Genomic DNA, 25,447 nt, shown 5'->3' with positions numbered 1-25,447 from the left:
TGACGTTTCGACGCCACACTTTTTTGAAAACACTCGGCAGCGCGCCCCCTCCCGTCGTCAAATCTCGTCGGTTATGCGGCGGTGCGTCATCCGCTTGTCATCTGAGGCGTTATCGGCCCGTCGGGCGCCGTGTCAGTCTCGCTTTGCGCGCTGCCGCGCGGTCTGCGGCGGCACCGCGAGCGTGCCGTCGGCCAAGCCTTTATCAGGCCGATAAGCGACAAAACTAATCAGACCGATATACCCGCAATAACCAACGATATTTTTGTTCATAAAAATGGTCCGCAAAGATGGTCCCGCCCAGATTGGCTCGATGACCGAACGGACAACAACAATGGTTCGCGCGAGTTCCCCCTTTCGCACAGCCACACCCCTTTTGACAAAGACAGGAGAACCCATGAAAACAAGCATCAGCAGTGCGCTGAAGACCACCCTCAAGGCAACCGCGTGTGCCGCTTTGCTGGCCAGTGCATCGTCTGCTTTTGCGCAATCGAGCGTGCAGCTCTACGGTCAGGTCGACGAATGGGTCGGCGCGCAGAAGTTTCCGGGCGGCAAGACTGCGGTGCAAGTCTCGGGTGGCGGCATGTCGACCTCGTACTGGGGCCTGAAGGGGGCGGAGGATCTGGGCAACGGCTACAAGGCGATCTTCGCGCTGGAAGGCTTCTTCCTCGCGCAGAACGGCCAGTACGGCCGCTTCACGGGCGACACGATGTTCTCGCGTAACGCGTACGTCGGTATCGAATCGCCTTACGGCACGGTGACCGCAGGCCGTCTGACGACGCCGCTGTTCGTGTCGACGATTCTGTTCAACCCCTTCATCGATTCGTACGTGTTCTCGCCGATGGTCTATCACACGTACCTCGGCCTCGGCACGTTCCCGACGTACTCGACGGACCAAGGCGTGACGGGTGACTCCGGCTGGAGCAACGCGGTGTCGTACTCGTCGCCGAACTTCAATGGCCTGTCGGCGACGGCCATGTACGCGCTCGGCAATACGACCGAGAACGGCGCGAAGAAGTGGAGCGGCCAGGTGCTGTATTTCCACGGCCCGTTCGCGGCAACGGCGGTCTACCAGTACGTGAACTTCAACAACGTGCCGAGCGACCTCGGCAGCTTCAGCACGTCGGGCGTTCCCGGCCTGAAGAGCCAGAGCGTCGCGCAGCTCGGCCTGTCGTACGACCTGAAGTTCGTGAAGTTCTTCGGCCAGTACATGTACACGTATAACGACCAGCAGGTCACGAGCTGGCACGTGAACACGGCACAGGGCGGCGCGTCGGTGCCGTTCGGCCCGGGCACGGTGATGGCGTCGTACGCCTACTCGCGCGACGGCGGCGGCTTCGACCAGACCCGCCAGACGGCTGCGATCGGCTACGACTATCCGCTGTCCAAGCGCACGGACATCTACGCGGCTTATCTGTACGACCACATCACCAGTCAGTCGAGCGGCAACACCTACGGTGTCGGTTTGCGCGCGAAGTTCTAAGCGTCTCGGCCGCGCCGCGTGCCGCGTGCCGCGTGGCGCCTGCGTGCGGGTGCCGCGTACTGGCCGCATCAGCTTGATCTCAAAGCCCGTCTTCTTCGGAAAGCGGGTTTTTTGCTTTCTGGCGCCCGATTCAATCGTTGAACGCGTACTTTGCCGACCAACCTTTGATAAACCCGGCAAAATACCGTCGATTGATTCCTGAAGTGAGCGATTGAGATGGATACCCTCGTCAGCATGAAAGTGTTCCGGCACGTGGTCGAAGTCGGCAGCTTTGTCGGCGCGGCCGAACGGATGGAAATGTCGGCGGCCATGGCGAGCAAGCACGTGATGCATCTCGAACAGCAACTCGGCGCGCGTCTTTTGAACCGCACCACGCGACGGGTCGCGCCGACGGAGGCGGGCCGCGAATACTACGAGCGTTTGAGCCAGGTGCTCACCGAACTCGAGGAAGCCGAACAGGTGGTCGGCGCGGCGAGCGTCGTGCCGCAGGGGCGCTTGCGGGTGTCGTCGCTGTCGGCGTTCGGCTTGAGCCATGTGATGGCCGCGGTGGCGGATTACGCCGCGCAGTATCCGCAAGTCACCGTCGATATGACGCTGTCCGACCGGGTGGTCGAACTGATCGACGAAGGTTTCGATGTCGCGATCCGGGCGTCGCCGAGCGGGCTCAAGTCCTCTTCCTTGATCGCGCGGCAGATCGCGACCGCGCATCTCGTGCTGTGCGCGTCTCCCGCCTATCTGAAACGGCACGGCACGCCGAAGACGGTCGCCGATCTGGCGCGTCACAACTATCTGCAGTACGCAGGCGTGTCGGCACTCGAAATCGCGCCGGCAACCGGCGACGCCTCGACGCGCGTGCGCCTGACGGGCAACCTCATCGTCAATCATCTGGAAGCGCAGCGCGTGATCGTGCTGCAGGGCGCGGGTATCGCGATGCTCGGCACCGAGGTGATCGGCGACGATCTGGCCGCGGGGCGCCTCGTGCCCCTGTTGGTGGATGAGGTGCCGCCGCGCGAGCTGCCCATCCATGTCGTCTATGCGAGCCGCCGGCATCTGTCGGCCAAGGTGCGTTCGTTTGTCGACTTTCTCGCCGAACGGTTCGCGAACGAGTCGCTGTGGCCGTCGCTCGAACAGATCAAGGCGCTCGCGGTGCGGTAGGCGCGCGGGCCGCTCAGGCGCCCCGACCCGTTTCGCTATACTGGTTGCCAGCACCCATACGCGTAACGATCTGGGGGAGACATGACCGATCTGTCCACGCCGCAGCGCGCCGGCAGCCACAAGCTGCCCGCGGGCCGGCGACTGCGTTTTGTTACGGCCGCCGCGTTGTTCGATGGTCACGATGCGTCGATCAACATCATGCGGCGCATTCTTCAGGCGAGCGGCGTCGAGGTGGTTCACCTCGGCCACAATCGCTCCGTCGATGAAGTCGCCACCGCCGCGCTGCACGAAGACGCCGACGGCGTCGCCGTGTCGAGCTACCAGGGTGGTCACAACGAATACTTCCGCTATCTGGTCGACTTGCTGCGCGCACGCGGTGGCGAGCGTATCAAGGTATTCGGCGGCGGCGGCGGGGTGATCGTCCCTGACGAAATCGCCGAACTCGAACGCTATGGCGTCGAGAAGATCTATTCGCCGCAGGACGGCCAGCGGCTCGGTCTGCAAGGCATGATCGACGACATGATCGCGCGCTGCGCCGATAGTGCGCGCGCGGCGGCGGCCGCAGCACAGAGCCCGGTCGGCGCCTGGGTGGCCGAGCTTGCGGCGCACCGGCTGCCGCGGTTTGATTCGCATGGCGATGCCGGCGCCGACGCGCGCGTGGACGCAGCGCGCGATCCATCCAGCAAGGCGAGTCTTGCGGGCGAGACGGCGGGCGCGGAACAGCAGGCGGGCGCGGGCAACACCGCCAACACGGCCGCGCCCGACCCCGCATCCTTCGCCTTCCGCCGACTCGCGCGGCTCATCAGCGCATTCGAAACGGGCGCTATCGACGCCGTGACGCGGGAAAACCTGTCCGCCTTGGCGAAAGCAGCCGCGATCCCCGTCCTCGGCATCACCGGAACCGGCGGCGCCGGCAAATCGTCGCTCACCGACGAACTGATCCGGCGCTTTCGCCTCGACTACGGCGACGCGCTCACCATTGCCGTGCTCGCCATCGATCCGTCGCGCCGCAAGTCCGGCGGCGCGCTGCTGGGCGACCGCATCCGCATGAATGCCATTGGCGACTGGGGCGGCGGCGCGCGGGTGTACATGCGATCGATGGCGACGCGCGAAGCATCGAGCGAAATCTCCGATTCTCTGCCCGACGCGCTGATGCTGTGCAAGGCGGCGGGTTTCGATCTGATCGTCGTGGAAACGTCGGGCATCGGTCAGGGGGATGCGGCGATCGTGCCGTTCGTCGACGAATCGCTGTATGTCATGACGCCGGAGTTCGGCGCGGCCAGCCAGTTGGAGAAGATCGACATGCTCGACTTCGCCGGCTTCGTCGCGATCAACAAGTTCGATCGCAAAGGCGCGCCGGACGCGTTGCGCGACGTCGCCAAGCAGGTTCAGCGCAATCGCGGCGACTTCGCGAAGCCGCCCGAGTCGATGCCCGTGTTCGGCACGATCGCCTCGCGCTTTAACGACGACGGCGTGACCGCGCTGTACCGCCACGTTGCGCAAGCGCTGCGCAAGCACGGTTTGCGCTTGGGCGGCGGCCGGCTGGCCGCGCCCGAAGGTCTGCGCTTTTCGAGTGGCCGCAACGCGATCGTGCCGCCGGCGCGCGTGCGCTATCTGGCGGATATTGCGCAGACGGTTCACGCTTATCGCGAGCGGGCCGACGCGCAAGCGCGTGTGGCGCGCGAGCGCTGGCAACTGATCGAGGCGCGCCGGATGCTCGGTGAGGCGGGCGCGGCTGTGGGCGCAGGCTCCGTTGTTGCCACAAGGGCGAGCTCGGAAGCGAACGCAAGCGCAAACGCAAACGCAAACGCAAGCCCCGGAGCAGACACGGCCGCGACCTCATGCGCAGCCGCAACCGGCGGCACAACCACCCCCGCCGACGCGCTCAACCCAACTCACTCGCCACTCGACACGCTCATCACCCAACGCACCGCCGCACTCGGCGAACGCGAACGCATTCTCCTCGACACCTGGCCGCAGACTGTCGCTACCTATTCTGGCGCCGAACACATCGTCCGCATTCGCGACCGCGAAATCCGCACCGCGCTCACCGTCACGACGCTTTCAGGCTCTGAAGTCCGCAAGGTTTCGCTGCCGAAATTCGTCGACCAGGGCGAGATTCTGCGCTGGCTCATGCTCGACAATCTGCCCGGCTACTTCCCGTTCACCGCCGGCGTATTCGCGTTCCGCCGCGAAAACGAAGACCCGACGCGGATGTTCGCGGGCGAAGGCGATCCGCAACGCACCAATCGCCGCTTCAAACTGCTCTCCGAGGGCACGCCGGCCAAACGTCTGTCGACCGCATTCGATTCGGTCACGCTCTACGGCGAAGAGCCGCACGAGCGTCCCGACATCTACGGCAAGGTGGGCAATTCGGGCGTCTCGGTGGCGACGCTCGACGACATGAAAACGCTCTACGACGGCTTCGACCTCTGCGCGCCGGAAACCTCGGTCTCGATGACGATCAACGGGCCCGCGCCGACCATCCTGGCGATGTTCTTCAACGTCGCGATCGATCAGCAGATCGCGCGCACGGCCCAGCGGCAAGGCCGCCCGCTCACGGACGACGAACTCGCCGCGACGCGCCGTGCGGCGCTGGAAAACGTGCGCGGCACCGTGCAGGCCGACATCCTGAAGGAAGATCAGGGCCAGAACACCTGTATCTTCTCGACCGAATTCAGCCTGAAAGTGATGGGCGATATTCAGGCGTATTTCGTCGAGCATGGCGTGCGCAACTTCTATTCGGTGTCGATCTCCGGCTATCACATCGCCGAAGCCGGCGCGAACCCGATTTCGCAGCTCGCCTACACGCTCGCGAACGGCTTCACCTATGTCGAGGCCTATCTCGCCCGCGGCATGTCGATCGACGACTTCGCGCCGAATCTGTCGTTCTTCTTTTCAAACGGCATGGAGCCGGAATACACGGTGCTGGGCCGGGTCGCGCGCCGCATCTGGGCCGTTGCGATGCGCGAGCGCTACGGCGCAAACGAACGCAGCCAGAAGCTCAAGTATCACGTGCAGACCTCGGGCCGCAGCCTGCACGCGCAGGAGATCGACTTCAACGATATTCGCACCACGCTGCAAGCGCTGATCGCGATTTACGACAATTGCAACTCGCTGCACACCAATGCCTTCGATGAAGCGATCACCACGCCCACCGAGGAATCGGTGCGCCGCGCGGTGGCGATCCAGTTGATCATCAACCGTGAATGGGGGCTCGCGAAGAATCAGAATCCGAATCAGGGCAGCTTCGTGATCGAAGAGCTGACCGACCTGGTGGAAGAAGCGGTGCTGGCCGAGTTCGACCGGTTGACCGAGCGCGGCGGCGTGCTCGGCGCAATGGAAACCGGCTACCAGCGCGGGCGCATCCAGGACGAGTCGATGCTGTATGAGCATCGCAAGCATGACGGTTCGTATCCGATCGTCGGCGTGAACACGTTCTTGAGCCCCCATCCGCATGAAGCGCCGCAGCCGGTCGCGCTAGCCCGTTCCACTGACGAAGAAAAGCAGAGCCAGTTGCAACGTCTGCATGCTTTCCAGGCGCGGCATTGCGAGGCGGCGCCCGCCGCGCTCGAACGTCTGAAGCGCGCGGTGATCGACGATGAAAACGTGTTCGCGGTGCTGATGGACGTCGTGCGCGTCTGTTCGCTCGGGCAGATCACGCACGCGTTGTTCGAAGTGGGCGGGCAGTACCGCCGCAATATGTGAATCTTGCTGCACGGCGGTCGCTGCGGCTCGGCATGAAGCAGGCAGCAGCGAAACCACCCCGGATTCCGCGCCGCAGCCGCGGCGCTCCGATCAGACGCTCAGCGCGCGATTCCCAGCCGCGCCTTCGCGTCGTTATATTCCTTCGTCAGACGCTGCACCAGTTCGCTCACGCTCGGCACGTCGTCCATCAGGCCGACGCCCTGGCCCGCACCCCAGATGTCTTTCCACGCCTTCGCCTTGTCGCCGCCGAAGTTCATCTTGGTCTTGTCCGACTCCGGCAGCGCGTCCGGGTCCAACCCCGCGTTCACGATACTTTCGCGGATGTAGTTGCCGTGCACGCCGGTGAACAGATTCGTGTAGATGATGTCCGATGCCGAGGAATTGACGATCGCCTGCTTGTAGCTGTCGACCGCGTGCGCTTCTTTGGTCGCGATGAAGCGCGTGCCCATATAGGCGAGGTCCGCGCCCATGGCCTGCGCGGCGAGAATCGAGCCGCCGTTGGCGATCGAGCCCGACAGCACGATCGGGCCGTCGAATATGCGCCGCACTTCGCCGACCAGCGCGAACGGCGAGGTCGTGCCCGCATGGCCGCCCGCGCCGGAGGCCACGAGGATCAGGCCGTCGACGCCCGCTTCCAGCGCCTTCTGCGCATGGCGCAGATTGATCACGTCGTGCAGCACGATGCCGCCGTAGCTATGCACGGCGTCGACGATTTCCCGCGCCGGCGCCCGCAGACTCGTGATGAAGATCGGCACCTTGTGTTCGACGCACACGCGCACGTCGTGTTCGAGCCGCGTATTCGACTGATGGACGATCTGGTTGACGGCGATCGGGCCGATGATCGCATCGGGGTGGGCCGCCTTGTGCTCGGCGAGCTGCGCCTGAATCTGCGTGAGCCATTCGTCGAGCAACTCGGCCGGGCGCGCATTCAGCGCGGGGAACGAGCCGACGATGCCAGCCTTGCATTGAGCCAGCACGAGCTCGGGATAGCTGACGATGAACATCGGCGAGGCGACGACGGGCAGCGCAAGTTTTTGCAGAACGGCGGGCAATGCCATAGTGCGAGTCTCCTGATTTGAGCGGACCGGTGCGTCGTTGCGCGGCCGGCGATGATTGAGTTTAGCGGCACATGGCTTGCGGTGCTTTCTTCAGCCGCAGCCATCCGAAGATTTAAGAACGGTCGTTCGATTATAGGCGAAGCACGGCGCTCGCGTTCGGCCACTGCGTCCGGAACTGTTGGAAGGAGTGTTCAGGTTCTATGCTTGAGTGGGATACCCCACCTCGCGCGGACACATTGGGCTCCTACAATGCAGTCACTCCAAATCACAAGAGAGACGCCATGGCCTTCGAGAATTTCACGCCCTTTCGCCTTGCCGTGGGCGATGTCGATATTTTCGGAGTGAAGGGCGGCGCGGGGCCGCCGCTTCTGTTGCTGCACGGTCATCCGCAGTCGCATTTGATCTGGCAACAGTGCGCCGTGCGACTGGCCGAACATTTCACCGTCATCGCCACCGACCTGCGCGGCTACGGCGCATCGGACAAGCCGTCGAGCGACGCCGCGCACGCACCCTATTCCAAGCGCACGATGGCGGCCGATCAGGTCGCCGTGATGCGTCATTTCGGCTACGAACGTTTTCTCGTGTGCGCTCATGATCGCGGCGCGCGCGTCGCGCACCGCATGGCGCTCGATCACGCCGACGCCGTCGAGCGTCTGATGCTGCTCGATATCGCGCCGACGCTCGCAATGTACGAAGCCACCGACCGCACGTTTGCGACGCACTACTTCCACTGGTTCTTCCTGATCCAGCCGGAGCCGCTGCCCGAAACGCTGATCGGCGCCAACCCGACGGCCTATGTCGATGCGGTGATGGGCAGCCGGCACGCGGGTCTGGCGCCGTTCGATCCCGCCGCGCTCGACGCCTATCGTTCGGCCCTCGCGGAACCGGGCGCCGTGCACGCGATGTGCGAGGACTATCGCGCGTCGGCGAGCATCGATCTGGAGCACGATCGGGCCGATATCGAGCGTGGCCACAAGATCGGCTGTCCGCTGCGCGTGTTGTGGGGCGACAAGGGCGTGATTGAAAAGTGCTTCGACGCGCTGGCGGAATGGCGCCATGTGGCGCGCGACGTGAGCGGCCGCGCGCTGCCGTGCGGACACTACATACCGGAAGAGGCGTCGGACGAGCTGGTCGCCGAAATGCTGTCTTTCTTCGAAGCGGTCGAGCAGTAAGCCCCTTCGTTCAACGCGCTCCCGTGCGTAGCCGCGCCCGCTCGCCGTTCAGCCGAGCGGCGGCAAGCGGCGCGCGACCGGCGTCGACTTGACGATCGCGGAACTGGTCTCCGCGCGCTCGGCGACCTTCGTCAGAATCTCGTCGAGCTGCTCGATCGAGTGGAGGTACAGGCGACAGATGAAGCAATCGTCGCCCGTCACCTTGTCGCATTCGACGAACTCCGGAATCCGCCGGATCACCTCTTCCACCAGATGCAACTGACCGGGCAGCGGCTTCACACGCACGATGGCCTGCAGCGTGTAGCCGAGCGCGCGCGGATCGACCTGCACCGTGAAGCGCTCGATCACGCCTTGCGCTTCGAGCCTGCGCACGCGCTCCGCGGTACTCGGCGCGGACAGGCCGACCTGACGCGCCAGTTCGCTGACCGGCTGACGGGCGTCTTCCGCGAGCGCGGCGAGCAGGGCGCGGTCCGTGTCGTCGAGCGGGGCGGGCGCTAAGGGTGTAAGGCGTTTGGTCATGACGGCCTTCGATTATTAGGTTCTACCGCGGTAACGCTTAAGTTTAGCCATGTATTCGGACGACCGGATTAATTACACTGCTCGTCGTGCAGGCATCAATTCGAGGATCCAACATGGCGTCAAATGAAATTCGCCGCGGCGCCGCGGAAATGACCATGGCGATGCTGATGTCCGGCACCATCGGCTGGCTGGTGGTGTCGTCGCAGCAAAGCCCGTTCAATGTCGTGTTTTTCCGCTGTATTTTCGGCGGCGCGACGCTGGCGCTCGTGTGCGCGGTGCTGGGCCTGTTCCGGCGCCGGCTCTTCTCGTGGAAGATGCTCGGCCTCGCCCTGCTCGGCGGCGCGGCGATCGTCATCAACTGGGTGTTGCTGTTCGCCGCGTATTCGCGCGCGTCGATCTCGATGGCGACAGCCGTGTACAACACGCAGCCGTTCATGCTGGTGGCGCTCGGCGCACTCGTGTTTCGCGAGCGCATCAGCCCGTCGACGGTGGCCTGGCTGGTGGTCGCGTTCATCGGACTCGTGTTCGTCGTGAAGGTCGAGCCGGCGGTGTTGGCGGTGCCGGGGCACTACCTGGTCGGCGTGGCGTACGCGGTGGGCGCCGCGGCGATGTATGCGGTGTCGTCGATCATTACGAAGCGGCTCAAGGGTACGCCGCCGCACCTGATTGCGTTGATCCAGGTGTCGCTCGGCGTGCTGATGCTCGCTCCCTTCGTGCGCTTCGACGCGCTGCCCACGAGCGGCGTGCAGTGGCTCGAGCTGATCGTGCTCGGCATCGTCAATACCGGCCTCATGTACGTGCTGCTGTACGGGGCGATCCAGAAGCTGCCCACTTCGATGACCGGCGCGCTTTCGTTCATCTATCCGGTGGTGGCGATCATCGTCGATCGGGTTGCGTTCGGGCAAACGCTGGCGTGGATTCAGGTGCTCGGCGCGGTGCTGATTCTACTGGCCGCCGCCGGTGTCAATCTCGGCTGGCGGATCGTGCCGCAAAAGCGCCTGTCGTCGCCATGACAGCCATTGCGTCGTGATGGCGGACCAAAATGCTACGGATTCCGGAATAACTGAACGCCGAGATTGTCCGTATAAGCGGACTCAATGTTGTGAAAGCCGTGCGACTCTGGGGTTATGCGCCGCGCTGTGTAGGGGGCTTTAAAAGCGGACGTCAAACTTCTGTAGGGAAATCACTGATGCGGCCAAAAAACCGGCACGCGTATCATGCGACTTGACGCTGATCACGTCCGACAGAATTTCCGCCGCTCGCCAGTCATGGTCGAGCGGCTTTCTTTTTGTACCGACGTTTCGAGCATCCCGGCGTTGCCTCGGCAGCAGCGGCATCTCACGCCGCGCGCGCGACAATGCGCTCACCTTCCACCGCCAGCGGCCCATTGCGCGCCGCCAATTCCTCCACGATGTCCTTCACCAGCGCCGGCCATTCGCCGCGCGGCCTGAGCATGGACGCGGCGGCGCGCATCACGGCGGCGTCGTCGAGCATTTGCAGCAACGTGTCGAAGCGCATTGCGCGCACCTCGAGCAGCTTGAACACGATCAGCACCTTCAGGGCATTCTTTGCATTGCGAGCAGGATCGGCACGCAGCCAGGCAAGCCGCGAAAACGCGCGTTCAAGCGCCTGTTCGACACTCGTGAAGGGCGCGCCATGGCCGGGAATCACGAGGCGCACGTCGAGCTTCGCAATGGCCTCCAGGACGGCCTGTTCCTCGGCGAAACCACTTTCGCCTTCCAGTTCGGGAAAGATCACGCCGAAGCCGTTTTCCCATAACGCGTCCGCGCTGATCAGGATGCGTTCGTCCGCGCAGTACAGCATCAGCGAATGCGGGTCGTGACCGGGCGCGCCGAGCACCTCCCAAGCGAGCGCGCCGAGCCGCAACGGTGTGCCGGGTGCAATCGTTCCGGTGAAGCCGAAGCGCTCGCAGTTCTGGCCGGTGGCGCGAAAGGTGAGGCGTGCCTCGTCCCAGTCGCGCACCGCATCGGCCTCCGAAGCGGGAATGACGGTACGGCACGGCCACGCCGCCTGCAGGAGCGCATTGCCGCCGCAGTGGTCCGAATGCAGATGCGTGTTGACGATCAGATCGAGCGGCCGCGCGCCGAGCGCCTGCCGCACCAGCGCCACCGTTTGCGGCGCGTGCGTGGCATAGCCGGTATCGACGAGCGCGGCGCATGCGTCGTCCACCATCAGCACGTTGTTCGACGACAGCCAGCCGCGCTCGAATACCCGAATCGATTCCGGCAGCGTGATCATGGCAAGGTGGGCGCCGCGTTTGCGTTAGCCGCGGCTTCAGGTTTCGGCATCACCAGAATGGTCGACGAACCGATCAACATGAGCTCGCCGCGCTGATTCACGACCGTGCCTTCAAGATGCGTCAGATCGCCGTTCAGGCTCGGTTTCCAGTAGGCGTGCTTCACCCGCCAGGTGATTGTGAGCGTGTCGTTCGCATGCACGGCCTTCTTCAGCTTGATATTGAACTCGAGGCCCAGCGGTTGCGCGTAGGTCGAAAAATGCGTCGCCAGCAGCGCCATGAAATGCGCGGTCGGCTGCGTGCCGGAGGCGATCAGACCGCCGAAGCGGCTTTGCGCCGCATAGGCGTCGTCGTGATGCAGCGGGTTGTGGTCGTTGACGAGCGAGGCGAACGACTTCACCGACTCCGCCGACAGCGCCAGCGTCGAACTGAACGTCTCGCCGATCGTGACGATGCGCGCCGCCGCGTTCACCGCCGCTCCTTCGGCAGGCTGGCCATGAACTCCACGTGGCGCGTCTCGATCGCGTCCCAGACCGCGCGCTTCGCGTCGTCGTCGAGCGACGACCAACTGGCGATTTCGTCGATGGTGCGCAGGCATCCTTCGCACCAGCCGGTCGTCGCGTCCATCCTGCACACGCTGATGCAAGGCGACGGCACGGCGGGGTCGTCTTCGTTATCGAGGCCGGCTGTCATGTCGTCACGCCGTCTCACGCAGCGCCACGTCGATCACCGGCGCACCCGTCAGCGCGATCAGTTCCTGCGCCGTCAGATTGAACACCGCATGCGGATGGCCCGCGGCGGCCCACAGGCTGTCGAGTTCGAGCAGGTCGGCGTCGATCAGCGTGACCGGTTCGGTGGCATGACCGATCGGACAGACGCCGCCGATCGCATAGCCGGTTTTTTCACGGACGAACTTCGCGTCCGCGCGGCCGATTTCGCCGACCTGCGCCGCGACCTTCTTTTCGTCGACGCGATTCGCGCCGCTCGCGACCACCAATACCGGCGCGTCGTCTTCACGGCGGCGAAACAGGATCGACTTGGCGATCTGCGCGACCGAGCAGCCGAGTCCCGCGGCGGCTTCGGCGGAAGTCTTGCCGGTTTCCGGCAGCATCACGATCCGGCCCGCGTGACCGCGTTCGCGCAACAGCAGCGCGACGCGGCGTGCCGCGTCCGGCAGCGCGGTGAGATCGTCGGATTCGAGAGAAGCGTGGTCCGTCATCGTTTAAGGTCCTGAATGTTTGCATGAGTGTTGCGCCCACGCGCGTGCGCCGGGCCGGCGTCAGACGCAGTTGGCCGCTTCGCTGCGCGCCTTGGCGAGCAGCGCTTTACCGGCGCGCGAGACGTTGGGCCGGCCGATCGACGTCGAGATGAAATCGCCGATCGCCACGACTTGTGCGAGGTCGATGCCGGTCTCGATGCCGAGGCCGTTCATCAGATACAGCACGTCTTCGGTCGCGACGTTGCCGGTCGCGCCCTTCGCATACGGGCAGCCGCCGAGGCCCGCCACCGACGCGTGATAGATCTCGATGCCTTCCAGCAACGCCGCGTAGATGTTGGCGAGTGCCTGACCATAGGTGTCGTGGAAGTGGCCGGACAGACGCTCGCGCGGAAACACGCGGGTGACCGCCTCGAACACTTCGCGCGTGCGCCTGGGCGTGCCGACGCCGATCGTGTCGGCGATATCGATTTCGTCGCAGCCGAGCGCCGCGAAGCGTTCGACGACATCCACCACCGACGCCACCGGCACTTCGCCTTGATACGGGCAGCCCAGCGCGCACGACACGCTGCCGCGAATCCGCAAGCCATGCTGTTTGGCCGCCTGCGCGACGGGTGCGAACCGGTCGATGCTTTCGGCGATGCTGCAGTTGATGTTTTTCTGCGAGAAGGCTTCGCTCGCGGCGCCGAAAATCACGATCTCGTCCGCACGCGCGGCGAGCGCGCCTTCGAAGCCGCGCAGGTTGGGCGTGAGCACCGAGTAGATCGTGCCCGCACGCCGTTCGATGCCGGCCATCACGTCGGCGCCGTCGGCCATCTGCGGCACCCATTTCGGCGACACGAACGAAGCGGCCTCGACGTTACGGAAGCCTGCCGCCGACAAACGGTTGATCAGCTCGATCTTGGTCGCGGTGGGGACGAATTCTTTTTCGTTCTGCAGTCCGTCGCGCGGACCGACTTCGACGATTTTCACCTGCTGGGGTAGTGCCATGATGTGTCTCCTAGTCTGGTCCCGTGCAACGCTTGCCGCCGCGGCTGGCGGCGTTCCTTCAATGGGACGCGATATGTTCAGTATCCGCGTTCGATATTCACCACGCCGCTGACCGTGCTGCCGCCTACCAGCGCGGTGATTTTCCGCGCGACCTGGTCGACGCTTTCTTCGCGCAACGTCAGCGCGGATATATGCGGCGTGATCGTGATACGAGGCTCCCGCCAGAACGGATGATCCGCCGGCAACGGTTCTTCGCGAAACACGTCGAGCGTGGCGGCGGCGATCTGACCATTCGCAAGCGCGTCGAGCAGGTCATGTTCGACCAGATGCCCGCCGCGCGCCACGTTGATCAGGTACGCGCCGCGTGCGAGCCTCGCGAAGGTCCGCGCGTTCAGTACGTCGCGGGTATCCGGCGTATGCGGCAGCAGGTTCACCAGCACTTTCACGCCGTCGAGAAACGCGTCGAATTGCGCTTCTCCAGCGAACGTCCTGATGCCGTCGATCTGCCGCGGGCTGCGGCTATAACCACGCACCGGCATGCCCGATGCCGCCACCGCCTGCGCGACATGCGCGCCCAGCACACCGAGTCCGAGCACGCCGACGGTAAAGGTTTCACGCGGATGCGGCTCGAGCACTTCCCAGCGGCGCTCGTTTTGCAGCGTCTGGTATTCGTCGAAACGGCGCAGGTAGCGCAGCACCGCATGCATGACGTACTCGGCCATTTGCGGCGCCATGCCGGTGTCTTCGAGGCGGATCAATTGCGCGTTGCGCGGCAACGTGCCGGGCTGGTCGTGTTCCAGCGCGAGGATCGCGTCGACGCCCGCGCCGAGATTGAAGATTGCGCGCAGGTCGTCGCGGCCGGCCAGCATCTCGCGCGGCGGACGCCACACCACCGCGAAATCGGCCGGCGCGGTGTCGCCCGGCTGCCATTCACGCAGATCGGCTTGCGGCAGCGCGCGGGCGAAATCGTGCAGCCACGCGGCGGCGTCGGCATGCGGCATGTAGAAGAGGATTTTCATACGGTCCGGAAGGCGTTGGCGAGGTCGGGTCGAGCGACGCAGACGCCGCGGCATGACGCATGCGGCAGCGGCAACGCTGCGGACGACACTAGCGGCATAAAGCCTCCTCCTTTTATGGATAGGCTTCATTCTACTTTTTCGACGCGCATCGCGCGCGTTTGCGCACGGACGTGCGGATCCGGCGGTGGTTTTTCGTCGCGAGGCCTTTGTCTGGCGGGGGCTTTGCACGCGCATTCGTGCCCCGCATCGGGCGGCGCGTTCATCCGCGCGCTGGTTCCGATAAACAAAGCACAAAATCTTGGTTCGCCCGCGCGGCGCCCGGCGGGACAATCACTACCCGGCATTCCGCAGCGAGGCACCCACATGCTTTCATGCACCAAATCGACATGGCCGCCGCGGCTCGTTACCGTGCCCGGCTTGCACGGCAGCGAGGGCGCGCACTGGCAGACATGGCTGGAGCGCCAGTTCGCGCGCTCGCTGCGCGTCGAACAGGCTGACTGGGACGCGCCGGACCTCGCGCTGTGGGCGAAATCGTTGCGCGATCTGCTGGCGCGCGAGCGCGGGCCGTTCGTGCTGGCCGCGCATAGCTTCGGCTGCCTTGCGACCGCGCACGCGTTGCAGCAGGCGTCGTACGCGAACGACGTGGTCGGCGTGCTGTTCGTGGCGCCCGCGAGTCCGCAGAAATTCGCCTTCGCGGGCCCGTTCGACGCGCGGCGTCTCGGCGTGCCGTCCATCCTGATCGGCAGTGAAACCGACCCGTGGATGCCGCTCGCCGGAGCGCGCGATCTGGCGCAGCGCTTCGGCAGCGCGTTCGTCAATCTCGGGGACGCGGGGCATATCAACACCGCGGCCGGTTTCGGTCCGTGGCCGCGCGCGAAATATTTCGTCGACACGCTGGTGCATTGCGCGGCGCCGCTGCGGTTTCGCGAGGCGTCGTTCGAGGCCGCACAGCACGCATTCGTTTGAGTGACCGGGCCGGCGTTCGAATATTGCGAGGCGCGCGAACGAGCCAGTGGCTAAGTGCCAGTGGCCAAGTAAGCGATCCGTTAGAATCCCGCTTCACGCCGCGCGTTCGTGCGGCCATTGGTTTTCATCAACGATAGGCGGGGACAGGATGGCAGGCAAGACGGGGACTTCGCGCTGGCTGGCGGCCGGCATGACGGCAATCACGCTCGCGCTGGCGGGCGTGTCGACGGCGCATGCGGATGCGTCGCTGCTCAACGTGTCGTACGACGTGACGCGTGAGTTGTACAAGGACATCAACGCCGGCTTCATTGCCGCGTACAAGCAGAAGAGCGGCGAAACCGTGTCGATCCGCCAGTCGCATGGCGCGTCGAGCGCACAGGCGCTGTCGGTGCTGCAAGGCTTGCAGGCCGACGTGGTGACGATGAATCAGCCGAACGACATCGACCTGCTTGCCGAGAAAGGCCAACTGGTGCCGGCGAACTGGCGCACGCGCCTGCCCGACGACAGCGCGCCGTACACCACGACGATGGTGTTCCTGGTACGCAAGGGCAATCCGAAACACATCAAGGACTGGGACGATCTCGCCAGGCCCGGCGTGCAGGTGGTGATCGCCAACCCGAAGACATCGGGTAACGGGCGCTACACGTATCTGGCCGCCTGGGGTTATCGCAAGCAGCACGGCGGCACCGACGCGCAGGCGCTCGACTTCGAAAAAGCGCTCTTCAAGAACGTGCCGGTACTCGACACGGGCGGCCGCGGCGCGACGACCACGTTCACGCAGCGCGGTATCGGCGACGTGCTGGTGACGTTCGAAAACGAAGTGGCGCTGATGGACACGGGCGTGGGCGGCGGCAACTTCGAGGCGGTGTATCCGTCGGTGAGCTTGCTGGCGGCGCCGCCGGTTTCGATCGTCGACAAGGTGGTCGACAAGCGCGGCACGCGCAAGGAAGCGCAGGCGTACCTCGACTATCTGTGGTCGCCGGCCGCGCAGGAAATCATCGCGCAGCATCATCTGCGTCCGCGCGACAAGACGGTGCTCGCGAAGCATGCGGCGGAGTTCAAGCCGGTCAAGACGTTCACGGTCGAAGAAATGTTCGGCAGCTGGCAGAAAGCGCAGCAAACCCATTTTTCCGACGGCGGGACGTTTGATCAGATCATCGTCGACAAGAAATAATACTTCGGCTTCTTAAGTAAAAAGGCTGCCTCGTACAAAACGAGGCAGCCTTTTTTATCGCACGTGTTTTATTGCACGCGACGCGTGCGCTCAGTTCGGCGCGGCGTGTTTATCACAGCCGTGCTCGCAGCCGCTTTGATCGAGCGGCATCTGTTGCGCGGCCTCGGCGCGAATGCCCAGACGCTCAAGCAGCTTGCGGTCGGCTTCGGCTTGCGGATTGCTCGTGGTCAGCAATTGATCGCCGTAGAAAATCGAGTTCGCGCCGGCGAGGAAGCACATCGCCTGCAACGCTTCGTTCATCTGCTCGCGGCCCGCGGACAGACGCACCATCGCGCGCGGCATGGTGATGCGCGCAATCGCGATCGTGCGCACGAATTCGAACGGGTCGATCGCTTCGGTGCCGGTCAGCGGCGTGCCTTCCACCTGCACCAGATTGTTGATGGGCACCGATTCCGGATACGGCTCCATATTCGCGAGTTGCGCGATCAGCCCCGCGCGCTCACGGCGCGACTCGCCCAGGCCGACAATTCCGCCGCAGCAGACGTTGATGCCGGCGTCGCGCACACGTTCGAGCGTGTCGAGGCGATCCTGATACGTGCGCGTCGAAATGATCTGGCCGTAGAACTCCGGCGAGGTATCGAGATTGTGGTTGTAGTAGTCGAGGCCCGCTTCGCGCAGTCCCCGCGCCTGATGCGTTTCGAGCATGCCGAGCGTCACACAGGTTTCGAGGCCCATGGCCTTCACGCCGCGGATCATGTCCTTGATCGGTTCGAGGTGACGGTCTTTCGGGTTGCGCCACGCGGCGCCCATGCAGAAACGCGTCGCGCCGTTTTCCTTGGCGAGCTTCGCGGCGGCGAGCACTTCGTCGACCGGCATCAGCTTGTCGGCTTGCAGGCCCGTGTCGTGATGCACCGACTGCGGACAGTACGCGCAATCTTCTTCGCAGCCGCCGGTCTTGATCGACAACAGCGTCGACAACTGCACGGTATTCGCATCGAAATGTTCGCGATGGGTTTGCTGTGCCCGGAACATCAGGTCGTTGAACGGCAGTTCGTACAACGCGACGATATCCGCCACGCGCCAGCGCGCGATCTGCTTCGAGCCGGCGGCGGCGTTGTTGTTGTTGGCGGCCGTCTCGGCGGACGCCGGAGCGATGTTCAGTTGCGTCATGTCGTCGATCCTCATGGATGGATGGATGTGATGGGTGGTCAGCGCTGCGTATGGCGCAGCGTCTGCAGAAGCCGGTTGATGTCGAGTTGCTGCGCGGCGAGCTCGGGCGAAGCCGGGCTCAGACGCGGCACGATGCCGAGCAGCGGCGCGTCGTAATCGCGGGCGAGATGCGCGCGGATCGACGCGATGTTTTCGTCGGGAAAGGTCATGTCCGGATCGATGCGGTTGGCGACCCAGCCCGCGAGCGTGAGCCCGCGCGCGGCGATCGCCTCGGCGGTAAGCAGCGCATGGCTGATGCAGCCGAGCCGCATGCCGACCACCAGCACGACCGGCAGCTTCAGGGCGACGGCGAGATCGGCGGTATCCTGGGTGGCGGTCAACGGCACGCGAAATCCGCCGACGCCTTCCACCACGACGATCTCCGCGCGCTGGAGCGCTTGCGTGTGACAGTCGACGATGTGATCGAGATCGAACGTGACGTTTTCCAGCGCAGCCGCGATGTGCGGCGCGGCCGGTTCCCTCAGCAGATAGGGCGTGCGCATGTCGGGCGGCAGCAGGACGTTCGAGGCGGCGTCCAGTTGATCCGCGTCCTCGTTATGCAGCGCGCCGTTCAGTTCGAATGCGCCGGCCGCGATCGGCTTCATCGCGGCGGCTTGCAGGCCTTCGCGGACGAAGCCGCGCAACAGCGCCGACGAGACGAATGTCTTGCCGATTTCCGTATCGGTGCCGGTGACGAATAAAGACAGTGCGTTTTGCTTCGCGCCACTCATGCTGCTTTCGCTCCGAGTTGTTGCAAGCCCGCTTCGAGCCGATCGAGGTCCGCCTGCGAGTGCGCGGCCGACAGCGAAATGCGCAAACGCGACGTGCCGGCGGGCACGGTCGGCGGACGGATCGCCGGCACCCACAGACCCGCGCGATCGAGCGTGGCGGCGATATCGAGCGTGGCGTCATTCGCGCCGATGATGAGCGGTTGCACGGCCGTATGCGAATCGACCGGTAGCCACGGCGTTGCCTTGAGCATGCCACGCGTGCGCTCGATCAATTGCTGAAGATGCGCGCGCCGCGCGTCGCCTTCCTCGCCGCCGATGATGCGCAGGCTCGCCGACACTGCGTGCGCCGCGGCGGGCACCGACGCCGTAGTGAAAATGTACGGACGTGCGCGCTGCACGAGCCATTCGATCACCGTCTCATGCGCCGCGACGAAGGCACCCGAAACGCCCGCCGCTTTGCCGAGCGTGCCGATCGAAATGAGGTTCGGCGAACGCAGCTCGGCTTGCGCGATCGCGCCGCGCCCTTGCGGACCGAGCGCGCCGAAGCCGTGCGCGTCGTCGACGATCAGCCATGCGCCGTGCTGTTCCGCGAGTTCAAGCAGACGCGGTAGCGGCGCGATGTCGCCGTCCATGCTGAAGACGGTATCGGAGACGATGACTTTGACGTCGGCGTCCGAGGCGTCGAGCATCGCGCTCAGCGCGTCCGTATCGCAGTGCGGGTAGATCTGCACGTCGGCGCGGGACAAACGCGCGCCGTCGATCAGCGAGGCGTGATTCAGCGCGTCGGAGAAGAGCGTGGTGCCGCGGCCCGCCAGCGCGGTGAGCGTGGCGAGATTCGCCATGTAGCCGGTGCTGAAGTAGAGCGCGCGCGCGTTGTCGACGAAGCCGCCCACGAATTCCGCGAGATCGTCTTCGAGTTGCGCATGCGCGCGCGAATGGCCGCCAAGCAGATGCGAGCCGCCGCTACCCGCGCCATAGCGCTGCGCGCCTTCGGCGATCGCCGCGATCAGTTGCGGATGCGCGGCGAGCCCGAGATAGTCGTTGCTGGCGAAGCCGACGATCGCGCGGCCGTCGACGGTCATGTGGGCCGCGCACGGCGTGTCGGCGGTGCGGCGGCGCCGGCGCAGGCCGCGCGCGTCGATCTCCTTCAGCCCTTCGGCGAGCGTGTCGAGCAGATGCATCAGCGGGTCTCCGCAAGCGTGGCGTCGAAGGTCTCACGCGTGCGCGAGGCGAGCAGCGCGAGTTCTTCGTCGTCGAGGATATAAGGGGGCATCAGATACACCGTGGTCGCGATCGGGCGCAGCAGCAATTCGCGCTGCAACGCGTTTTCGAAGAAGCGGCGCGAGAATGTTCTGGCTTGCTGAGCATCGTCGATCACGGCGTCGAACGCGAAGATCGTGCCGCACTGGCGCAGATTGCGAACGCGTTCGTGGGTGGCGAGTGGTGCGAGTGCGGTTTTCAGCGTCGCGGACTTGCGCGTGTTGGCGGCCAGAACGTCGTCGCTCTCGAACAGATCGAGTGTGGCGAGCGCCGCCCGGCAGGCCAGCGGATTGCCCGTGTACGAATGCGAGTGCAGGAAGCCGCGCGCGGTGTCGTCGTGATAGAAGGCTTCGAAAATTTCATTGCGCGACAACACGATCGAGAGCGGCAGATAGCCGCCGCTGATGCCTTTGGACAGACAGATGAAGTCTGGCCAGATACCGGCCTGTTCGCATGCGAAGAAGGTGCCGGTGCGCCCGCAGCCGACGGCGATTTCATCGGCGATCAGATGCACGCCGTACTGATCGCACAGGGTGCGCAATCCGGCGATATAGGACGCGTCGTGCATGGCCATGCCGGCCGCGCACTGCACCAGTGGCTCGACGATTACCGCGGCGATTTTCGTGGCGCGTGCTTCGAACAGTGAGCGAACGTGATCGAGCGCTCGGCGCGCGACATCGGCAGCGCTCTCGCCGGCTTGCGCGAGGCGCGCATCGGGCGATGCCACGACGTGCGCGTGGCGGATCAACGGATCGTAGGCGTCCTTGAAAAGTGCGACATCGGTGACGCCGAGCGCGCCGATGGTTTCGCCGTGATAGCTGTTGGCGATGCAGACGAATTCCTGCTTGTCGGCGAAACCGCGATTGCGCCACGAGTGGAAGCTCATCTTCAAGGCGATTTCGACGGCGGACGCGCCGTCCGATGCGAAGAAGGCATGGCCGAGCGTGTTGCCGGTGAGGGCGCCGAGTCGCTCCGCGAGTTCGATGGCCGGTTCATGCGTGCAGCCGGCGAGCATTGCGTGTTCGAGCGTGTCGAGTTGGTGTTTCAATGCCGCGTTGATGCGCGGATTGGCGTGACCGAACAGGTTGACCCACCAGGAGCTGATGGCATCCAGATAGCGATGACCGGCGCGATCGTACAGCCATGCGCCTTGACCGCGCGCGACGGGCACGAGCGGCAGGCGTTCGTGGTGCTTCATCTGGGTGCAGGGGTGCCAGACGGCGCGCAGGCTGCGGGTGATCCAGTCTTCGGGGGAGGTTGACTGTGGTGCTGACGTTTCCAAAGGGTACTCCAGGGTACTTTTTTTTGCCGCTGCGCGGCGTGGCTTTTTTAGGGCCATTTTGGGCGTGCTGCGCGTCTTTTTTCTGCGCTGCGCGCGGCCCTTGGCGGGCGTGCGGGGTTGAGATTAGCGGTTTATTTCGTGCTGTGCACTAGGGGGTAGGTGGGCGGTTTTTGCCTGCGGCGCCGGGGTTGTGGGCTGTTCCGCGCAGGTGGGGTCTGTTTTCGATCGATGGTTCATGATCGGCGCAGTTAGCGACGGCAAAGTAGTTGGGTTTTACTGGCGGGAAATTGGGGGTGTGGGTGTTTTTTTGCCTGCTCGGCGGGTGTGGGCTGGGTTCTCTTTGGGTGTTGGCCTTTCCTTGCTTTCTTGGTGGTCTATTAGTGTTGCCCCTGTGCGGGGCGGCACCTACTTTCTTTGCCGCCGCAAAGAAAGTAAGCAAAGAAAGCCGCGGCCGCTTCACACCAGCTCTTAGGCGGGTCCCCCGCACAGTCACGGTAGTGGCCCATCTGGAATCTGTGTCGTCGCACTTTCCGCGCTCGTGACACAGCAGTCGTGCTTCCCGCCTCGTGCTGCGCGCGCGCCGGAACGGTGCGTTCAAGACAGAGGCTTCGTTCTTAGGCAGTGGGGGCCGTCGGCTTCGCCTCGGCGTGGCGCTGAAGTGGTTGGCCAGTGGCTTCGGAATTTTGACGAGGCAGGACGCAGCACCGATTCAAGAGACCAGCCGGTAGAAGAAGTCACCAGCAGCTTTACGAGGGGCCGCCGCAAAAAAGAGCAGGGTACGAAGTGCCGTCGAGAAGGAAGGGAAGCTGAACCGAGAGGTACTGCAGGCGGTGGGTACGACGTGGTTTGAATGAGGTACCGCGACGGCGCGCGCAGCGTCGCCGGAAGAATGACTGCCTTGTCACGAAGGCGGAATGTGCGAGGGCACGGATTCCAGATGGGCCACTACCGTGGCTGTGCGGGAGACCCGCTTATGAGCTGGCGGGGACCTGTCCGCATTTTCGTGGGCGAGGCGGTTAAAAACCCTCGTGCTCAACGGGCCTGCGTAAATCGTTCACCGAACAGAATAGCAAACTGGTTCATCGCGGATTTCCAATCAAAGGTGCTCCGCACCGATTTCGCCAACATGTTGCGTAGCGCGAGCCAGAGCAGCTTGACGGCCGCCTCGTCGTTCGGGAAATGGCCTCGCGTCTTGATGATCTTGCGCAGTTGCATGTTCAAACTCTCAATGGCGTTGGTGGTGTACACCACCCGTCGAATGTCCGGGGGGAACACGAAGAACGGTATGACGTGCTCCCAGGCACGCTGCCAGCATTGGACGATCATCGGGTATTTGGCGCCCCATGGCCCTTCGGCGAAGTCGCGTAACGCTTGCTCTGCGGCCTCTGCGCTGGCGGCAGCATAGATCGGTCTCAACGCTTGGGCGAGCGCTTTGCGGTCCTTGTAGTTGGCAAATTCCAGGCTATTGCGGATCAAATGCACGATGCAGGTCTGCACGGTGGCACGGGGGTAGACCGCAGCGATTGCCTCGGGCAAACCCTTCAGACCATCCACCACGGCGATCAGGATGTCCTGACAGCCGCGCGTCTTGAGTTCGTTGAACACCTTGAGCCAGAACTTCGCGCCTTCGGTCTGCTCGATCCAGAGCCCCAGCACGTCGCGCTGGCCGTCGGCCTGGATGCCCAGCGCCAGGTACACGGCCTTATTGCTGACCATGCCGCCGTCGCGAATCTTGACCCGCAGCGCGTCGAAGAACACCACCGGATACATCGTCTCGAGCGGACGACTTTGCCAGGCGAAGGCTTCGGCCATGACTTCGTCGGTCACCGAACTGATGAAATCGGGCGAGACCTCGGTTCCGTAGCTCTCGGCTAGAAAAGCGCGGATCTCACGCACACTCATGCCACGCGCGTACATCGCGATGATGCGCTCGTCGAAGCCGGTAAAACGGCGCTCGTGCTTGGGAATGAGGATCGGCTCGAAGCTGCCGTCCCGGTCGCGTGGGATCTCGACCCGAACCGGGCCGCGGTCGGTCATGACGGTTTTGCCACTGGCGCCGTTGCGTTCGTTGACCTGACCGAGCGGCTTGACCTGGCCGGACGGGTAACCCAGATGCAGATTCATCTCGGCGCCCATCGCCCGTTCGATGATGGCCTTGTTGAATGCCAGCATCAGGTCTTGAACGTCGCCGGGCGACATAGGCCCTTTGACCAGTTGATCCATCAACTCATCTGGCAGTTCAGGCAGCGGCCCGCGGGCCGCTGCCTGAGACGCTGCTGTCCGTTTCTTTTTCATCGGCATATCCATGACCTTGATCCCTCATGATATGCCCCGCCCACGAAATCGCGGATAGGTCCGCTGGCGGTCCAAAGCGGCTTTCTTTACCTACTTTCTTTGCCGCGGCAAAGAAAGTAGGTGCCGCCCCGCACAGGGGCAACGCCAATAGACCAGTAAGAAAACAAGGAAAGGCCAACACCAACGAGAACACAGACAAAAAAACCCGCCGAGCAGGCAAAAACCCCTTACTCCCGACTAGCCACATCCCGCCGAGCATCGGCACCACCGCTCTCAGCCGTCTGCGAAGACTGATCCCCCCAAACCACCGCATTATTCACCGCATACAACCGGCAAGGCGCCGAACTCTGCTTCTGACAATTCGCCACGGCAACCGACATCGGATCGTCGCCGCCTTCAGCCCACGACCAGGCCCCGGTATCAGACACAGCAAAAGCCCGGCTAGGAAACTGATGCAGGAAATTCCGATACCCATTGCGCCCGGCTTCGTCGACAAACGGCACGGCATCGACCGCATCGACAGCGGCAAACCCGCTCGCTTTCGGCGTGGAAGGATCCGACACGCGATATTGCACACCCGTCGGCATCCCGACACGCGCAAGGAAAGCCTCGACAGCCGGCCACCACACGTGCACGCCGTCGCGGTCGCCGACCAGCCGGTGCGCGTCGTTCTTGTAGTTGCCGAAATCCACCATCTTGACGCTCGCGCCATGCGCACCGTACGCGGCGTACATGCCCGCCACCAGCGGCGCGTTCCAGACGGAATCGTTATCGCCGTACATCCACAGCGACGGCACCTTGGTCTTCTCGCCGTACGCGCCGAACGCGCGCGTCAGGTTGCCCTGCCAGTCGCTGCAGGCATCCTGCCGCAAGCCGCCGGAAAAATTGATCAGTGCCCGCACGCCCGGCGCGGCCTCAGTGCCGTACGCGATCGTCGCAAGGCCGCCGTGCGAAGTGCCGGCTACGACAATATGGGTCGCGTCCACGTAAGGCTGCTTCGACATGAAGTCGATCGTTGCAGCGACGTCGCCGGCCTGACCGAGGCCGTTTTTTTCGACATCGCAACCGTCTTGCTCGTACACGCCGTCCGAGCGGCCGAAACCCTGGCGGTTCGGCGCCACTACCACGTAGCCGCGGCGCACGAATTCACGTGCGAACGGCAGCGGGTCGCTGCGCTCCTGCGCGCGTGGGTCGCCGGGAATCTTGCCGTGGTTGAAAACGATCATCGGAAACGGGCCCGCGCCGTCTGGCTTGTAGATCGTCGTTTCGAGGGTGACCGTGCCGGCTGCGTCGACCGGCACGCGGATGATCTGTTCGTTGAGGCCCGCGCTGGGCAGATAAACGTCGTCGTCGAGCGCAATACGCGGAACGTGAGCCCGGGTCAGCGGTCCTGCCTGGGTGTCGGCGAGCGGGTCGGCGTGCGCGAGCGCGACAGTGCACGCAGCCGCTGCACAGATCACCGCACACTTCGTCAGAACCTTGCTGAACACCATTGACGCACCTGCCTCGAAAACCTGCCCTGAACACCGTGATGCCCGTCTATCGAACGTCATTTCTGACATTTGCCTTTCGGCGAGTTTTCGACAAACAAAAGCACACTCGCGTACGGAGTGCGCCGAAGGCGCACGCACGCTAGTCGAGATCGCACGGGATGAACCCAAACGGCCGACGCGACCCCACGCGCCGATGATGAGCGTCACGCCTGCTACCTGAAGCCGCCGCCGGACCCACACTCTCTGGTGCCCGGCAGGGCGCCCTGCGCAATTTGCGGAGCCGCTATGGACCGGCTCTCGCAACGTGACGTCATGAAGCTACGGCCTCATCCTGGCACGACAATTTTGTTTTGTGCAATCAAGGAGAACCCGCGACGAAAAAATTGCCGCGCGTCGATTGACGGTCTCCGGCCGCTCGGTGCAGGCCTCGCGGGTGATTGGCGCAACGAAGCAATCAGGCGCG

Annotated in this window: 22 protein-coding genes; 7 read left to right on the top strand and 15 right to left on the bottom strand. The window is 64.2% G+C overall.

Going from position 1 to position 25,447, the window contains the following annotated elements; genetic code table 11:
* Positions 1–132 precede the first annotated feature (132 nt).
* Complete coding sequence (locus CJU94_RS40730; protein WP_157763713.1) at positions 133–270, bottom strand: hypothetical protein; 138 nt, start codon at positions 268–270, stop codon at positions 133–135.
* Between the two features lie 124 nt (positions 271–394).
* Here CJU94_RS40730 and CJU94_RS04375 point away from each other — a divergent pair, with 124 nt between their 5' ends.
* From CJU94_RS04375 to CJU94_RS04365, 3 genes are all read left to right on the top strand, one after another.
* Positions 395–1,480, top strand: a complete 1,086-nt coding sequence (locus tag CJU94_RS04375; protein ID WP_095417674.1) for a porin — start codon at positions 395–397, stop codon at positions 1,478–1,480.
* Between the two features lie 216 nt (positions 1,481–1,696).
* Positions 1,697–2,635, top strand: a complete 939-nt coding sequence (locus tag CJU94_RS04370) for a LysR family transcriptional regulator (protein ID WP_095417673.1) — start codon at positions 1,697–1,699, stop codon at positions 2,633–2,635.
* Between the two features lie 81 nt (positions 2,636–2,716).
* Positions 2,717–6,343, top strand: coding sequence for a methylmalonyl-CoA mutase family protein (locus CJU94_RS04365; protein ID WP_095417672.1), 3,627 nt, complete (start codon positions 2,717–2,719; stop codon positions 6,341–6,343).
* Between the two features lie 98 nt (positions 6,344–6,441).
* Here CJU94_RS04365 and CJU94_RS04360 read toward each other — a convergent pair whose 3' ends face one another.
* Complete coding sequence (locus CJU94_RS04360; RefSeq protein WP_095417671.1) at positions 6,442–7,401, bottom strand: NAD(P)H-dependent flavin oxidoreductase; 960 nt, start codon at positions 7,399–7,401, stop codon at positions 6,442–6,444.
* A gap of 281 nt (positions 7,402–7,682) precedes the next feature.
* On the opposite strand from CJU94_RS04360, the gene CJU94_RS04355 reads away from it, so the two are divergent.
* Positions 7,683–8,573: an alpha/beta fold hydrolase gene (locus tag CJU94_RS04355; protein WP_095417670.1), complete on the top strand. Its 891-nt coding sequence runs from the start codon at positions 7,683–7,685 to the stop codon at positions 8,571–8,573.
* Between the two features lie 48 nt (positions 8,574–8,621).
* On the opposite strand, the gene CJU94_RS04350 is transcribed toward CJU94_RS04355, so the two are convergent.
* Positions 8,622–9,092 (bottom strand): Lrp/AsnC family transcriptional regulator, encoded by a 471-nt coding sequence (locus CJU94_RS04350; protein ID WP_095417669.1) that lies wholly within the window; start codon positions 9,090–9,092, stop codon positions 8,622–8,624.
* A 113-nt stretch (positions 9,093–9,205) separates the two neighbouring features.
* Here CJU94_RS04350 and CJU94_RS04345 point away from each other — a divergent pair, with 113 nt between their 5' ends.
* Positions 9,206–10,105, top strand: a complete 900-nt coding sequence (locus CJU94_RS04345; protein ID WP_095417668.1) for a DMT family transporter — start codon at positions 9,206–9,208, stop codon at positions 10,103–10,105.
* A 325-nt stretch (positions 10,106–10,430) separates the two neighbouring features.
* On the opposite strand, the gene CJU94_RS04335 is transcribed toward CJU94_RS04345, so the two are convergent.
* The 6 genes from CJU94_RS04335 to CJU94_RS04310 all read right to left on the bottom strand — a co-directional run bounded on the left by CJU94_RS04335 (position 10,431) and on the right by CJU94_RS04310 (position 14,574).
* Entirely contained in the window at positions 10,431–11,351 is a 921-nt protein-coding gene (locus tag CJU94_RS04335; protein WP_095417666.1) for an MBL fold metallo-hydrolase, read from the bottom strand.
* The gene (locus CJU94_RS04330) at positions 11,348–11,821 is read right to left on the bottom strand and encodes a MaoC family dehydratase (protein WP_095417665.1); all 474 of its coding nucleotides are present in this window, start codon (positions 11,819–11,821) and stop codon (positions 11,348–11,350) included. Before CJU94_RS04330 ends, CJU94_RS04335 begins: the two co-directional genes overlap by 4 nt.
* A complete protein-coding gene (locus tag CJU94_RS04325) occupies positions 11,818–12,042 on the bottom strand; it encodes a DUF1289 domain-containing protein (protein ID WP_095417664.1) in 225 nt (74 codons plus the stop codon). Before CJU94_RS04325 ends, CJU94_RS04330 begins: the two co-directional genes overlap by 4 nt.
* Before the next feature lie 4 nt (positions 12,043–12,046).
* Positions 12,047–12,568, bottom strand: a complete 522-nt coding sequence (locus CJU94_RS04320) for a YbaK/EbsC family protein (protein ID WP_095417663.1) — start codon at positions 12,566–12,568, stop codon at positions 12,047–12,049.
* Between the two features lie 60 nt (positions 12,569–12,628).
* Positions 12,629–13,555 carry a hydroxymethylglutaryl-CoA lyase gene (locus tag CJU94_RS04315; protein WP_095417662.1) on the bottom strand — a complete coding sequence of 309 codons (927 nt, stop codon included), beginning with the start codon at positions 13,553–13,555 and terminating at the stop codon, positions 12,629–12,631.
* Positions 13,556–13,632: 77 nt separating this feature from the next.
* Positions 13,633–14,574: a 2-hydroxyacid dehydrogenase gene (locus CJU94_RS04310; RefSeq protein ID WP_095417661.1), complete on the bottom strand. Its 942-nt coding sequence runs from the start codon at positions 14,572–14,574 to the stop codon at positions 13,633–13,635.
* Between the two features lie 363 nt (positions 14,575–14,937).
* On the opposite strand from CJU94_RS04310, the gene CJU94_RS04305 reads away from it, so the two are divergent.
* Positions 14,938–15,540, top strand: coding sequence for an RBBP9/YdeN family alpha/beta hydrolase (locus tag CJU94_RS04305; RefSeq protein ID WP_095417660.1), 603 nt, complete (start codon positions 14,938–14,940; stop codon positions 15,538–15,540).
* A 148-nt stretch (positions 15,541–15,688) separates the two neighbouring features.
* Positions 15,689–16,714, top strand: a complete 1,026-nt coding sequence (locus tag CJU94_RS04300; RefSeq protein ID WP_095417659.1) for a sulfate ABC transporter substrate-binding protein — start codon at positions 15,689–15,691, stop codon at positions 16,712–16,714.
* 90 nt (positions 16,715–16,804) lie between these two features.
* Here the strand turns inward: CJU94_RS04300 and bioB are convergent, their stop codons facing one another.
* The 6 genes from bioB to CJU94_RS04265 form a co-directional block, all read right to left on the bottom strand.
* Positions 16,805–17,884 carry a biotin synthase BioB gene (gene bioB, locus CJU94_RS04295; RefSeq protein ID WP_095417658.1) on the bottom strand — a complete coding sequence of 360 codons (1,080 nt, stop codon included), beginning with the start codon at positions 17,882–17,884 and terminating at the stop codon, positions 16,805–16,807.
* Between the two features lie 38 nt (positions 17,885–17,922).
* Positions 17,923–18,654 (bottom strand): dethiobiotin synthase, encoded by a 732-nt coding sequence (gene bioD, locus CJU94_RS04290; RefSeq protein ID WP_095417657.1) that lies wholly within the window; start codon positions 18,652–18,654, stop codon positions 17,923–17,925.
* Positions 18,651–19,835: an 8-amino-7-oxononanoate synthase gene (gene bioF, locus CJU94_RS04285; protein ID WP_095417656.1), complete on the bottom strand. Its 1,185-nt coding sequence runs from the start codon at positions 19,833–19,835 to the stop codon at positions 18,651–18,653. The genes bioD and bioF overlap by 4 nt, the downstream gene beginning before the upstream one ends.
* Positions 19,835–21,196: an adenosylmethionine--8-amino-7-oxononanoate transaminase gene (gene bioA / locus CJU94_RS04280; protein WP_095417655.1), complete on the bottom strand. Its 1,362-nt coding sequence runs from the start codon at positions 21,194–21,196 to the stop codon at positions 19,835–19,837. The genes bioF and bioA overlap by 1 nt, the downstream gene beginning before the upstream one ends.
* A gap of 1,032 nt (positions 21,197–22,228) precedes the next feature.
* Entirely contained in the window at positions 22,229–23,497 is a 1,269-nt protein-coding gene (locus tag CJU94_RS04270; protein WP_425272189.1) for an IS256 family transposase, read from the bottom strand.
* Between the two features lie 221 nt (positions 23,498–23,718).
* Positions 23,719–24,984: a dienelactone hydrolase family protein gene (locus tag CJU94_RS04265; RefSeq protein ID WP_095417654.1), complete on the bottom strand. Its 1,266-nt coding sequence runs from the start codon at positions 24,982–24,984 to the stop codon at positions 23,719–23,721.
* Between the last annotated feature and the right edge of the window lie 463 nt (positions 24,985–25,447).

The organism is Paraburkholderia aromaticivorans (assembly GCF_002278075.1).
GTDB classification, from domain to species: domain Bacteria; phylum Pseudomonadota; class Gammaproteobacteria; order Burkholderiales; family Burkholderiaceae; genus Paraburkholderia; species Paraburkholderia aromaticivorans.
The sequence above is the reverse complement of the archived record's forward strand: the minus strand, read 5'-3'. Positions and strand labels throughout refer to the sequence as shown.